We start from the raw sequence: 13,804 nt of genomic DNA, 5'->3' as shown, positions 1-13,804 counted from the left end.
CCAACGGTGGCCCCGGCGCCCCCCCCCACCCCACGCCTATCGTCATCCCCGCAAAGGCGGGGATCCATTGGCGCTGATGTAGCGGTTCCTTCCCCCAGCGCCCAGGGCAACGGATTCCCGCCTTCGCGGGAATGACGCGCAGTTTTGACGCGGGACACGTCCATGCCCCCACCCGCGATGGTAACGCCGGGGACCGCACCGCGAAAATGGACCTATTCACCTCCATTTTAGCGGCACCCTAACTTCTCGCTAACCTGACGCCGCTATGTAACCGGCGTGAGCAGCTCCTCCACGACACCGTTGATTCAGCCGCGAGTCGACGCGCGTGCGCTGCTGGGCCTGAGCGACCCCAGCGACACGATCGACTGGCCACGCATGCGCGCCGCGCAGCTGCACGCCGGGCGTCGTTCGGCGCTGCTGTTCTTCTCCGCCAATGTCGGTGCCGTCGCCATGGCGGCGCTCGCGCTTGCGCCGCTTGCGCCGCACACGCTGCTCGTCTGCTGGATGGCGCTGGCGCTGGGTGCAGCCCTCTGGATTACGCTGCGCCGGCTCGGCTGGCGCGACGACAGCGGTCTCACCGCAACCGTCCAGGACATCCGCCGCACCGCGCCCGAAGGGATCGCGATGGGGCTGGCCTGGTCGATCCTCCCGCTCGCCTTCGGCGCGATTGCCACGGCAAGGGCGAGTCTCGATCTCTGGGCGGCGACAAGCTTGGTACTGATCGCCTCGGCGGTGACGATGGGAGTGCTGCCACTGGCCAGCCTTTCCTTCATCGGGTTGCTGGGCATCACCTGCATCGTCACGCTATTGCTGGTCGGCGCCCCCTTCCTCGCCGCCGCCGCCGCCTTCCTCGTCCTGCTGCTCAGCGTCAGCAGTTACTGCCGCGCCCGTACCCTGGTGCTGCTGCGCGCCAATGAAATGGCGCTGGCCGAGCGCGACCAGACGGTGAGCCTGCTGCTCCGCGAATTCGAGGACGCCTCGTCCGACTGGCTGTGGGAAGTCGATGCCCAGCGCCGCGTCGTCCGCGCCAGCCCGCGGCTCGCCGCATCGCTCGGCCTGGAACCCGGCACCCTCGCCGGACTGCCGCTGCTTCAGCTGCTCGCCGGCCCCGGCTGGGAAACTGGCCAGTTCACCCAGGAACTGCACGACCTCGCCGACAAGCTGAAGCGCCGCGAGCCCTTTGCCGACCTTGCGATCCCGATCGACCTCGAGGGGGACCGCCGCTGGTGGCAGATATCGGCCAGCCCCAAGTTTGATGAGCGCGGCGCATTTGCCGGGTTCCGCGGAGTCAGCTCGGACGTCACCGAGCAGCGCCGCGCCACCGACCAGATCCACCGCATGGCGCGGTTCGACACGCTGACCGGCCTGCCCAACCGCCTGCACATCAACGAAGCGCTCGCTACGGCAATGACCGAGGCCGACAAATGGGGCGCGCGCTGCGCCTTCATGATGATCGACCTCGATCGCTTCAAGGCGGTCAACGACACGCTCGGCCACCCGGTCGGCGACCGGCTGCTCCAGCGCGTCGCCCGGCGGCTGCGCAGCCTGGTGAGCGAGACCGAGATGATCGGCCGGCTGGGCGGCGACGAGTTCGCCGTGGTGGTCCGCGACGCGCGGGATACCGCCCGGGTGGAGGCGCTTGCCCAGACGATCATCGACACGGTGTCGCGCCCCTATGAGCTCGACCAGCACACCCTCTATATCGGCGCCTCGGTCGGCCTGGCGCTGGCGCCGCGCGACGGCCGCACCGCGGAGACGCTGGTGCGCTCGGCCGATCTCGCGCTCTACCGCTCGAAGGACAAGGGCGGCGGGGTGTTCCACGCCTATGAGCCCCAGCTCCACGTCGCCGCGGAGGAACGCCGCGTGCTCGAAATCGCGCTGCGCGGCGCGGTCGAGAAGGGCGAGATGCAGTTGGCCTACCAGCCGGTGGTCAATGCCCGCACCGGCGGTCTGCTCGGCTTCGAGGCGCTGCTGCGCTGGACACATCCGGAGCTGGGCGCGATCCCGCCCGCCAAGTTCATCCCGCTGGCCGAGGAAGCACGGCTGATCGGCGCGATCGGCGAATGGGTGCTGCGCACCGCCTGCGACGAAGCCGCGCGCTGGAGCGCGCCCGCCCGCATTGCGATCAACGTCAGCTCGGAACAGCTCCACAATCCGGCCTTCGCCACGCTGGTCGCCCAGGCGCTCGCCGCCTCGGGCCTGGACCCGGACCGGCTTGAGCTGGAAGTCACCGAGAGCGTGTTCCTGCGCGAGGGCACCGCGGCGGTGAGCGTGCTGGAACAGATTCTCGATCTCGGCGTGCGCCTCAGCCTCGACGATTTCGGCACCGGCTATTCGTCGCTCGGCTATCTCGCCCATACCCGGTTCAACGCGATCAAGATTGACCGCAGCTTCGTCCAGAACGCCGCGCGCGGCACCCGCGAGGCGATCGCGATCATCCGCGCGGTGGTCGCGCTCGCCGACAGCCTGGGCATGGCGACGACCGCCGAGGGGGTGGAAACGGAGCAGGAGCATGAGATGGTGCAGGCGCTCGGCTGCACGCGCGCGCAGGGCTATTACTTCGGCCGCCCGCTCCCCGTGCACGAAGCACGGCTCATCGTGTCGCGAAACGGTAACGAAACGACCCGCGCGCGCGCGTGAGTTGCGGTGACACGTTCCCGGATTGGGACATAACCCGTTTTTTTCATTTGGAACTTTGGAACCCGCCAAGGGTCTCGCCTGCACTGCAATGGTTCACTTGCCGTTAAGGGAGACACCCCGAATGTATCGTACGCTTATGGCGGCGGCTGCCACCGCCGCAGCGCTTGTCGCTGTCGCACCTGCCCAGGCCGCAACCTATTTCGGTCCGGCCGACATGAATATCTCGACTGACGCCGATGGCTCGATCTCGACCAGCTTCGGTCAGTCGGGCATCAAGGCCGGCAACTTCACCCACATCTACCAGTTCACCCTGCCGACCGACGGCATGGCGAGCGGTTCGATCATCACCAGCGCGGTGAAGTTCAACGGCCCGACCGACCTCGACCTCAAGTCGGTGTTCTTCAACGGCGTGCAGCTGACCGGCTTCTTCGGCAGCGGCGTCAACGAGTTCGTCTTCGCCAACGCAGTGCCGATCAAGGCCGGCGTGCAGAACGAAATCACCATCAACGGCTTCTCGCGCGGCAATGGCTCGTACGGCGGCCAAGGCGTGTTCGTGCCGTCGGGCGTGCCCGAGCCGGCCGCCTGGGGCATGATGATCGGCGGCTTCGGCCTGGCCGGTGCAGCCATGCGTCGTACGCGCCGCACGCGCGTCACCTACGCGAACGCCTGAACCAAAAAAACATCCTCGCCGTTGCAGAGGGGGCGCCGCCACGAAGGATCGTGGCGGCGCTTTCTTTTTTGGTGGGGCGTTCGCATCTTGGCTCTTGCCCGAAGCGGAATCGGCCGATAAAGGGGCGGACCGCACAGGGGTGTAGCTCAGCTGGTTAGAGCGTCGGTCTCCAAAACCGAAGGCCCTCGGTTCGAATCCGAGCTCCCCTGCCATCGCTTCCGCTGCTGATCCGTCGCCGGGGCGTTTTCCTTTTCGAGCGTTCGGGGCATTCCCCCTCTACCACGCTGCTGACGCAGCGCGCCCCCCCCCGCAGGCGGTGGTGGAGGGGGCACCTCCGCGCCCCGCCCCGATCAACCCGCGCGTAGCGCCCGCAGCACCACGCTGCCCCCAAGCAGCGGCTCGGCCCGCGCACCGTCCGCGATCGCGGCGACGGTGATCGTCCCCGGCCGTCCGGTCGACTGCACGATCACCTGCGCCAGCCCGTTGAACAGCGAGCGACGCGGTTCCTTGTCGCTTTCCAGGCAGTTGGGGTCGCCATTGCCCACACCGATGATCGCGCCCGGCCCGGAAACCGTGAAGGCGAGCTTGTCCATCGCTATCGGCACCGGCCGCCCGCGCGCATCGAGCAGCTCGGCCTTGAGCAGCGCCAGGTCGCGGCCGTCGCCGGCGATGGTGGTGCGATCGGCGGTCAGCCGGATGGTGCGGCCGGGGCCCGTGGTCTCGCGCCGCTCGGTCAGCACCCGCCCGCCCTTGCGCCCGCGCGCCTCGATATATCCCGGCTGATAGGGCACCTTCCATTCGAGATGCCCCAGCGGCGGCACCTGCTGGCTGCCCAAGCTGCGGCCGTTCACCACCAGCTCCACGCTGTCGCAGTTGGAATAGACCCACACCGACACCGTCTCGCCCTCGCGGCCTTCCCAGTTCCAGTGCGGGAAGACGTGGAGCGACGGCTCGGACCGCCACCAGGCGCGGTAGTAATAATAGCTGTCCTTGGGGAAGCCGCACATGTCGACGATGCCGAACTGCGAGCTGATCGACGGCCAGCCATAGGGGGTCGGCTCGCCGCGATAGTCGAAGCCGGTCCAGGCGAAGCCGCCCGCCGACCAGGGCTTGCCGCCATAGAGCTTCCACCACGCCTCGGGCGACTGCCCCCAGGGCACCACCCCGTCATAGCTGTTGACCAGGTTGCGCGCCGGATCGCTCACATATTCGCCGCGCGTGGCGATCGCGCTGGACGTCTCCGAGCCGTAGATCGGCCGGGTCGGGTGCTTGGCGTGGAAGCCCTCGGGATACTGGATCTTGTAGTTGAAGCCGATGATGTCGAGCGCGTCGCTCACCCCCTGCTCGTTGTCGCCGTTGACCGCGGCGGAGACCGGCCTTGTGGGGTCGAGCGCGTGGCAGCGGCGCACCATCGTCGCGGCGATGGGCTTGCCCTGCTCGGCCATCTTGTCCTGGAGCAGCCATTCCTCGTTGCCGATCGACCAGAGGATCACCGCGGGGGAATTGCGGAAGCGCTTCACCATCACCTCGAGCTGCGCCATCGCCTCCGGGTTGGCGCTCATCTGGCGCGTCTCGCACATCACCAGCACGCCCGCCCGGTCGCATTCGGCGATCCATTCGGGTGTCGGCATATTGTGGGTGGTGCGCACCGCGTTGCAGCCCATCTCGCGCAGCACGTTCAGCCGGTAGCGCTGGAGCGCATCGGGCAGCGCCACGCCGACGCCGGCATGGTCCTGGTGGTTGCAGGTGCCCTGGAGCTTCAGGGGCTTGTCGTTGAGGAAGAAGCCGCGATCGGCATCGAAGCGGAAGCTGCGGACGCCGAAGCTCATCCGATCGGCATCGCGCACCGCCCCGCCCGCCGCGAGCCGCGCGGTGGCGGTGTAGAGCACCGGCGTCTCGGTCGACCAGCGCTGCGCCTGGGGCAGCGGCGCGCGGACCTGGGTTTCGGCGGTACCGCCCGCCGCTACCGTCACCGCCGGGGCCGAGGCGCGGGCGACGACCGTGCCGGCGGCATCGGCGATGGTCCATTCCACCACCGCCTGCTGCGCGGCGTCGCCGTCGTTCGCGATCACCGTCGCTAGGTTGAGCGTCGCGCCCGCCCCCTCCGGCGTTGCGCGTACCACGCTGTCCCATTTGCCGAAATGGAGCGGGTCGTGCTTGGTCAGCCAGACATGGCGGTAGATCCCCGCCCCTTCGTAAAACCAGCCGTCGCCCAGCGAGGCGTCGACCCGCATCACGATCACATTGTCGCCGCCATAGTGGAGGAAGTCGGTCAGGTCGAAGCGGAACGAGGTGTAGCCGTCATTGTGGCGGCCGATGTAACACCCGTTCACCCACAGGAGCGCGTCACGCATCGCGCCGTCGAACTCGATCCAGATGCGCCGGCCGCGGTCGCCGGCGGGTATGTCGAAGCGGCGGCGGTACCAGCCGATGCTGGTTGCGGGATAGCGGCGGCCGAGCGGCTTGAAGCCATGGCCGCGGTTGCTCGCATCGCCCTCGCCGCGATCATCGCGGACGAAGGGGAGTTCCACCGCCCAGTCGTGCGGCAGGTCGAGCGCGCGCCAGTCGGCATCGTCATAGTCGGTCTTGGCGAGCTTGAAGTCGCCGGTCTTGGCGAAATCGCCCTGCCCCATGCCGAAGCCGAAATCCTTGGCCGGATCGCTGCCATGGCCGAGGCTGAACCGCCAGCCGCTATCGAACGGCAGCACCTCGCGCGGCGCGAGACCCGGCGCGGACAACGGCGTGGGATCGGCGGGTGTCGCGGCGCGCACCGCCTGGGGCAGCAGCGGGGCAGCGGCGGCGAGCGCCAGCACGGAACGGCGCAAGGGATCGGGTAGCGTGTCGGTCATGATAGGTCCCCCAAATGGGCGGCCCGCCAAGGCCGCGAGACAACGGCTTCGGCACGAAAACTACGACAATTTGGCGCTTGTCACATGAAAATCGGTTTGCAAATATGCTAGTAACAGGCGCGCGCTAGTCGCGTCGGGACACGACAGGAGGAGCGGATGACCAACTTCACCAAGCGCGAGATACTGGCCGGATCGTTCGCGACCGCGCTGGCCGTGAAGGCGGGCACCGCCCGCGCCCAGACGGCGCCGGCCAGGCTGCCGGGCGCGGACGTCACGCCAGTCGCGGCGCCGGGGCCGTTCAAGCCCACCGACGCCTCGCTCTCCACCTACAAGACGCCCGACTGGTTCCGCGACGCCAAGTTCGGGATCTGGGCGCACTGGGGCCCGCAGGCGGTCGCCGGCCAAGGCGATTGGTACGCCCGCTTCATGTACGTGCCCGGCCATCCCCATTACGAACACCACCTCAAGACCTGGGGTCACCCTTCCGAAAAGGGCTACAAGGACATCCTTCCCCTCTGGACCGCGGACAAGTTCGATCCGGAGGCGCTGGTGACGCGATACGAAGCCGCGGGCGCAAAGTATATAGTATCCATGGGCGTCCACCACGACAATTTCGATCTGTGGAACTCGCGCCATCACCGCTGGAACGCAGTGCAGATGGGCCCGAAGCGCGATATCGTCGGGAGCCTGCGCGCCGCCGCGCGGCGCCGCGGCCTGCGCTTCGGCGTGTCCGAGCATCTCGGCGCCAGCTACAACTGGTGGTATCCGAACCAGCTCTACGACCAGTTCTGGCCGAAGATGGGCGTGCCCTATGACGGCGCCGATCCGCGCTTCGTCGACCTCTATCACGGCAACCACGACGAGCCGTTCCTCAACCGGCCCGAGACCTGGTACACCAAGAACCCCGAATACCAGCGCCACTGGTTCGCGCGCATCCGCGACCTGATCGACAACTACCAGCCCGACCTGCTCTACACCGATGGCGGCGTGCCGTTCGGCGAGATCGGCCGGTCGATGGTCGCGCATCTCTACAACAGCAGCATCGCGCGCAGCGGCAAGCTGGAGGCGGTGTACAACCACAAGGCGCTCGGCTCGGGCGAGTTCAACAAGGCCTGGGGGGTGCAGGATGTCGAGCGCGGCGTGCTCGACGGCATCGATCCGCTCCCCTGGCAGACCGACACCTCGAACGGCGACTGGTTCTACAACGAGAACGACCGCTACAAGTCGACCGACGAGGTGCTCACCATGCTCGCCGACATCGTCGCCAAGAACGGCAACATGCTGCTCAACGTCGTGCTCCGCGCCGACGGCAGCCTGCCGCCGCAATCGGACCAGCTGCTGACCGAGCTCGCCGCCTGGATGGCGGTGAACGCCCCCGCGATCCATGGCACCCGCCCCTGGCACATCTATGGCGAGGGCCCGACCAAGCCCAAGCAGGGCGCCTTCCAGGAACGCGCCGCCTACACCCCGCAGGACATCCGCTTCACGACGAAGGGCGAGACGCTCCACGCGATCACGCTCGGCGAGCCCAAGGGGCCGGTGGCGATCACGTCGCTCGCCCGCGGCAACCCGCACGAGCGGCGCAAGGTGCGAGGCATCAAGCTGCTCGGCCATCGCGGCGGGATCGCCTTCGAGCAGACCGACCAGGCGCTGGTGATCACGCCCCCGGCCAGCCTGCCGACGCGCCACGCCAGCGTGTTCGCGATCACCTTCGCCTGAGGCGCCTCAGGCGGGCTGGTAGCCCAGCCGCTCGGAGATCCGAGCGCACGCCGCGCGCAGCTTCTCGCGCGCGGCGTCGCGATCCATCACCTGCGATCCGTCGATCAGCGCGAGGAAGGGGATGGTCAGCGCCGCGACGATGCGGCGGTCGAAGCCGAACACCGGAAAGCTGATGTCGGTGACGCCGAAGGTCACCGGGCTTTCGCGACTGTCATGGCCCTGCCGCTGCACCGTCGCCAGCCGCTCGGCGAGCCAGTCGCGATCCACCGGCGCCCCCTGCTCCGCCTCGGCAGCGGCGATCATCCGCGCGGCCAGCTCCGGATTGGAGAAGGCGAGCAGCACCTGCCCCGAGCAGCTGCGCAGCAGATCGATATGCGCGCCGACCTTGAGCGCGAAGCCGCGGGTGGCGGTCGACTCCTCGCGCGCCACCACCAGCCCGTGCCCGTCGCTCGCGACGACGAGATGGCACGATTGCACCGTGTCGCGCGCGAGCATCTGCATCTCGGGCAGCGCAGCGCGGACCAGGTCCTGCGAGGGCGTTGCGCGCAGCGCCACGTCGAGCAGCTTGTACGCCACCGCATAGCGATCGGTCGCCTCGGAGCGGCGCAGATAGCCGAGCTGCTCCATCACCACGACGATGCGGAACAGCTCGCCCACCGAGCGCCCGAGATCGGCCGCCATCTCGCTGACCAGCGCCCCCTCGGGCCGACCGGCGAGCAGCTCGATCACTTCGAATGCCTTCTCGATCGCGGGAGCAGAATAGGTCTTCTTCGACCCGGTTCGCGCCATGAGGACTCCTGTTGCGTGGCCGTCTTCCCTCGCGCGAAAGCGGGCCTCGCGCAACGGGGCTCGGTTCGTCCCCGAAAGCCACGGCCTCGTCGCGACCGTGTTGTTCTCGCGCAGGGTGCGCGCATTATCGCCAGCCATCGCCTCGAAGCAGCACAAATGGCTGGAAACTTTCGATGAAGCGAACGTTAGATCAAGGTTAGTTCTGGGGAATGGATTTGTCGCAAGATGCCTGAAGGGGAACCCGTGGTGGCCGTAGCCCTTCTCACCGAACGCGACATCGAGCGGTACGGCAACAATCTCAGCCGTTGCTACCGGATCGACAATAGCAGCGAGTTCGACGGCCTGCTCCGCATGATCGACAAGGCCGATGCCGCGCACCTGGCGCGCACGCGGGAGCGCACCGCCTAGCTTCCGACTGTCACGCCAGCTTCATCCAGAGCCGCTAGCCCTGCGGGAAACGCGGGCGATCTCAGGATGAAAAGGGGGCGAATCGCCATGGCGACGAGCGGGTTGTGCGCCGAGCCTCTGCCCTTGGGCGAGGCGGGGCGATGAACGAGCTGACCAGCCTGGCCGCGCACCGCCGTGCGGTGTCGGAGGAAGTCGCGCTGCGCGAGGCGCTGTTCCGCTTCGTCCAGGCGCGCCTGCGCGATTCGCACGAGGGCGAGGACATCGTCCAGGAAACCTATATCCGCCTGTACGACTATCGCCGCTCGCGCAGCGTCGCCGATGTCGGCGCCTTCTGCTTCGCGGTTGCGCGCAACCTGGTGTTCGATCATTTCCGCCGCCTGCGCGCCGCGCCCCGCCCGGCCGAATTGGCCGAGGACATTCCCTGCGCCCAGCCGCGCGCCGAGGAAGTGCTCGACTATCGCCAGCGCGTCGACATCCTGGTCCGCGCGCTCAAGGTGATGCCGCCGCTCCGCCGCGAGATCTTCCTGCGCCGCCGGCTCGACGGCGTCGCGGTGGCGATCATCGCCGCCGACCTCGACATGACCCCCGCCGCGATCGAGAAGCACTGCGTCCGCGCGGTCGCCGATCTCCGCGCCGCGCTCGAGCGTCGCGGCCTGCCGGGAGGCGCCGCGCGATGAGCCTCAACCCCGCCCGCCGCAGCGCGCTGCACGCGGCCGCCCGCTGGGCGATGCGCGAGGACGAGGGCGTGCTGCGCGAGGCCCCGCCCCCCGCCGCCGCCGAGGTGCAGGCGATGCTCGACGATCGCGCGCTGTCCGACGCGATGGCGCAGCTGCCGCGCCTGTCCGACGCCGACATCCGTGCGATGCGCACCCGCCGGCGCACCGCGATCGGCACCGGCGGCCTGCTCGGCATCGCCGCGGTGCTCGGCATCGGCGGCTGGCAGGCGGGCTGGTACCGCGCCGCCACGCCCGCGCCCCTCCATTACGAGACGGCACGCGGCCAGATGCTGGACGTAAAGCTGGCCGACGGCTCCTCGGTCCACCTCAACGGCGCGACCAGCCTCGACGTGACCCTCGAGGACCGCCGTCGCAGCGTGACGATGCAGCGCGGCGAGGCCTATTTCGACGTCGCGCATTTGCCCGATCGGCCCTTCACCGTGCATGCGGGCGGTGCGGCGACCCAGGTGCTCGGCACCGCCTTCAACATCGACATCGCCGCCGGCGGCGTCCGCCTCGCCGTCTATCGCGGCAAGGTGCGCTTCGGCGATGCGGCGGCGGCGGTGATCGTCCCCGCCGGCTGGCGGACCCGCTTCGCCGATGGCCGCGCCCAGCCGCCGACCCGCTTCGACGCCGCGCAGAAGGACTGGCGCGACGGCTGGCTCGACATCGACGCGATGCCGCTCGGCGACCTGGTCGATGCGCTCAACCGCCGCGGCGGCCCGCTGATCGCCCCGCCGCCGCCGAGCCTGCGCGGCCTCTCCGTCTCGGGCCGCTTCCGGCTGGATTCGCCGCAGGCGCTGCTCGACGCGATGGGGCTCGCCTATGGCTTCCGCACGGCACGCGCGGGCGGGCAGTTGCGGCTCGAACCCACCGCCGGCGACGACGCCAATCCGTCACGTCCATGACATTGAACCGTTACAAAATTCTTTTGTCCGGAAGCTGATCTGCCCCCGTCTTCCTCGCTAACGGCGCACCCGCGCCGGAGCGGAGGGAAGACCAACCATGACACGCATCCAGGGGATTTCACGCATGGCACTCGCCATCCTGCTGGCAGCGCCCGCGATCGCGCAGGCACATGCCGCCGACGCGACGATGGCGGCGCAGCGCCGGTTCGACATTGCGCCGACCGACCTGCGCACGGCGATCTCGCAATTCTCGCAGGCGACCGGCCTGCAGGTCGTCGTGGCGCCGAGCGCCGTCGCCGGCCGCCGCACCGCCGGCGTGCGCGGCGCCCTCACCGTCCGCGCCGCGCTCGACCAGCTGCTGCGCGGCTCGAACCTCAGCGCCGCGGTGCATGGCGGCATCGTCGTGCTGACCCCGTCACGCGCCGCCGCCCCGGCCGCGCGCCGCGTCGCCCGCAGCGAAGCCCCTGCCCCCATTGCCGCAGCGCCGGTGCAGACCGCCCAGGCCGACGCGCAGGATCCGGACAATGCCGAGATCGTCGTCTCGGGCTATCGCGAGAGCATCACCGCCGCGCAGGAGCTCAAGCGCCGCGCAGTGGGTGCCGAGGACGACATCGTCGCCACCGATATCGCCGCCTTTCCCGACCTGAACCTGGCGGAATCGCTCCAGCGCGTGCCGGGCATCACCATCACCCGCGACACCGGCGAAGGCCGCCAGATCGCGCTGCGCGGCCTCGGCGCCGACTTCACCCGTACCCAGCTCAACGGCATGGAAGTGCTGGGCAACACCGCCTCGGGCATGGACAATCGGGGCTCGGTCAGCCGCTCGCGCTCGTTCGACTACAGCCTGTTCGCCTCGGAACTGTTCAACCGCATCTCGGTGCAGAAATCCTATGCGGCCGAGCAGGATGAAGGCGGCCTCGCCGGCACGGTGCAGCTCACCACCGCCAAGCCGTTCGACTATAGCGGCAACAAGTTCGTCGTCTCGGCCAAGGGCCAGACCAACAGCAACGCCCCCGGCGTGACGCCGCGCGCGGTGGCGCTCGCCTCGGTCCGCTCGGGCGATTGGGGCGCGCTCGTCTCGGTCGCCTACAGCAAGATCAAGAGCAACGAATATGGCTATCGCAACTGGGGCTGGGGCCCGACCAAATATACCGCGAAGAACATCGGCCCCGAGATCGATGCCGACACCCGCGCCAAGCTGCTCGCCGGCGTCTACCAGCCGACCGCCCAGTCGCCCTCGACCTGGTACACCGATCGCCAGCGCCTCGGCGTCACCTCCTCGGTCCAGTATCACCCGGGCGACAATTTCAAGCTCGACGTCGACTTCCTCTATGGCCGCCTCTGGGACCACCGCGACGACTATGCGCTAGCCACTGCCGGCAGCAACCCGCTGACCGGCTCGTCGGTGTCCGGCACCCAGGTGATCCGCAGCGCGGTGATCGACAGCACCAACACGCTGCGCGCAGCGAGCTTCACCGGCATCGACCTGCGCTCCGAGCACCACATCGTCGAGAACCACACCGATTTCTATCAGGGCGTCGCCAATCTCAGCTGGAAGCTCGGCGACCGGCTGACGCTGCGCGCACTCGGCGGCTATGAGGAATCGGATTTCGGCCAGCCGGTGTTCGACAAGGTCTTCATGGAGGCCAAGCAGACCGCGTTCAGCTACGACACGCGGCCGCAGATCCCGGTCAACACCTATGGCATCGCGATCACCGATCCCAACCTGTGGACCGTCCAGCGGCTCGACGTGCAGGAAAACAAGATCGTCAACCGCTACAGCAACGGCAAGCTAAGCGCCGATTATGCGCTGGGCGACGGGCTGATCCTCAAGGCCGGCGGCGCCTACAAGCACTTCACCAACAGCGGCTACACCTGGGCCAACAAGGTGTTCCACAACGTGCCGGCGAACATTCCGGTGTCGAACGACCTGAAGCAGCTGGTCGGCCCGAAGACGCTGCTCCAGTACATCGTCGGCAACGTCGACGGCGTCTATGCCGCGATCGGCGACAAGCGCGACCTCACCGCCGCCAATCTCCAGGCGGGCAGCGACTACAAGGTAGACGAGGAGACCTGGAACGGCTTCGCCCAGCTCGATCTCGACACCATGGTGGGCGGGATGCGGCTGCGCGCCAATGCCGGCGTGCGCTATTATTCGACGGACCTAATCTCGTCGGGCAATCTCGCGGTCGGCACCGCCTTCGTGCCGGTGGTGATCAAGGACAACAGCCATGGCTGGCTGCCCGCCGCCAACCTCGCGCTCGACCTGACCAGGACGCTGGTGTTCCGCCTCAGCGCAGATCGCAACATCAACCGCCCGGGCCTGGGCGACCTCGCCGCGGCGGGATCGATCACGACGCGCCCCAACGGCGGCAGCCTCAGCCTCGGCAACCCGTTCCTCAAGCCCTTCAAAGCGACCTCGGTGGAGACCTCGCTCGAATGGTACATGGACAGCAAGGGCTTCGCCTCGGTCGGCTTCTTCTACAAGAACATGGACACCTATATCTCGCCGAGCACGACGACGATCCCCTATGGCCAGACCGGCCTGCCGCTGTCGCTGCTGATCCAGGGCCAGGACGCCAACACGCCCTATGACGTGAGCCAGCCGATCAACGGCCCGGGCGCGGACATCAAGGGTGTGGAAGTGGCCGTGCAGCACGACTTCACCTTCCTGCCCGCGCCGTTCGACCATCTGGGCGTCACCGCCAACGGCACCTGGTTCGAGGGCAAGCAGCAGGGCAAGGTGGGCAATAGCTTCGTCACGCTGCCGCTGTTCAACCTCTCCAAATGGGCGGCGAACGCGACGCTCTATTATGAGGATCAGCGCTGGGGCATCCGCGTCTCGGACGCCTATCGCAGCAAATATTACACCGGCCTCGGCACCATCGGGAATGTCGGGGACTGGATCCGCGGCACCCACAATATCGACGCCCAGGCGCATGTGAACCTGCGCCCGGGCATCCGCCTGATCGCCGAGGGCATCAACCTCACCAACGTGCCGATCGAGCAGTTCGCCGGCGGCGCGATCGCCCGCCGCGTGGTCTACACCACCAGCGGCCGCACCTTCACTTTAGGCTTCAGCGCGGAGTTCTGAGGCACCCCGCC

General features: G+C 68.3%; 9 protein-coding genes and 1 tRNA gene. 8 read left to right on the top strand and 2 right to left on the bottom strand.

The genetic code is table 11. The annotated features are described in order from the left end of the window. Window positions 1-375: 375 nt before the first annotated feature. The 3 genes from QZ670_RS00625 (at window position 376) to QZ670_RS00615 (ending at window position 3,522) form a co-directional block, all read left to right on the top strand. Window positions 376-2,640 (top strand): EAL domain-containing protein, encoded by a 2,265-nt coding sequence (locus tag QZ670_RS00625; RefSeq protein WP_294250572.1) that lies wholly within the window; start codon window positions 376-378, stop codon window positions 2,638-2,640. Window positions 2,641-2,761: 121 nt separating this feature from the next. Then, entirely contained in the window at window positions 2,762-3,310 is a 549-nt protein-coding gene (locus QZ670_RS00620; RefSeq protein ID WP_294250479.1) for an FxDxF family PEP-CTERM protein, read from the top strand. 135 nt (window positions 3,311-3,445) lie between these two features. Continuing rightward, window positions 3,446-3,522: transfer RNA gene (locus QZ670_RS00615), tRNA-Trp, on the top strand. 138 nt (window positions 3,523-3,660) lie between these two features. Here the strand turns inward: QZ670_RS00615 and galA are convergent. Further along, window positions 3,661-6,159 carry a beta-galactosidase GalA gene (gene galA / locus QZ670_RS00610; protein ID WP_294250476.1) on the bottom strand — a complete coding sequence of 833 codons (2,499 nt, stop codon included), beginning with the start codon at window positions 6,157-6,159 and terminating at the stop codon, window positions 3,661-3,663. Window positions 6,160-6,315: 156 nt separating this feature from the next. Here galA and QZ670_RS00605 point away from each other — a divergent pair, with 156 nt between their 5' ends. Then, window positions 6,316-7,878 carry an alpha-L-fucosidase gene (locus tag QZ670_RS00605; protein WP_294250473.1) on the top strand — a complete coding sequence of 521 codons (1,563 nt, stop codon included), beginning with the start codon at window positions 6,316-6,318 and terminating at the stop codon, window positions 7,876-7,878. Window positions 7,879-7,884: 6 nt separating this feature from the next. Here the strand turns inward: QZ670_RS00605 and QZ670_RS00600 are convergent, their stop codons facing one another. Beyond that, on the bottom strand, window positions 7,885-8,667 hold the full coding sequence (locus QZ670_RS00600) for an IclR family transcriptional regulator (protein ID WP_294250470.1): 783 nt from the start codon (window positions 8,665-8,667) through the stop codon (window positions 7,885-7,887). Between the two features lie 246 nt (window positions 8,668-8,913). Between QZ670_RS00600 and QZ670_RS00595 the strand changes: the two genes are divergently transcribed. From QZ670_RS00595 to QZ670_RS00580, 4 genes are all read left to right on the top strand, one after another. Continuing rightward, window positions 8,914-9,075, top strand: coding sequence for a hypothetical protein (locus QZ670_RS00595; RefSeq protein ID WP_294250466.1), 162 nt, complete (start codon window positions 8,914-8,916; stop codon window positions 9,073-9,075). Window positions 9,076-9,215: 140 nt separating this feature from the next. After that, window positions 9,216-9,752: a sigma-70 family RNA polymerase sigma factor gene (locus QZ670_RS00590; RefSeq protein ID WP_294250463.1), complete on the top strand. Its 537-nt coding sequence runs from the start codon at window positions 9,216-9,218 to the stop codon at window positions 9,750-9,752. Then, complete coding sequence (locus QZ670_RS00585; protein ID WP_294250460.1) at window positions 9,749-10,699, top strand: FecR domain-containing protein; 951 nt, start codon at window positions 9,749-9,751, stop codon at window positions 10,697-10,699. Before QZ670_RS00590 ends, QZ670_RS00585 begins: the two co-directional genes overlap by 4 nt. Window positions 10,700-10,823: 124 nt before the next feature. Next, window positions 10,824-13,793: a TonB-dependent receptor gene (locus QZ670_RS00580; protein WP_294250458.1), complete on the top strand. Its 2,970-nt coding sequence runs from the start codon at window positions 10,824-10,826 to the stop codon at window positions 13,791-13,793. The last annotated feature ends 11 nt before the right edge of the window (window positions 13,794-13,804 follow it).

Origin of the sequence: uncultured Sphingomonas sp. (genome assembly GCF_913774285.1) — a bacterium.
Taxonomy (GTDB): Bacteria; Pseudomonadota; Alphaproteobacteria; order Sphingomonadales; family Sphingomonadaceae; genus Sphingomonas.
Note: the sequence above shows the minus strand (reverse complement) of the source record. Positions and strands in the feature narration are given on the sequence as shown.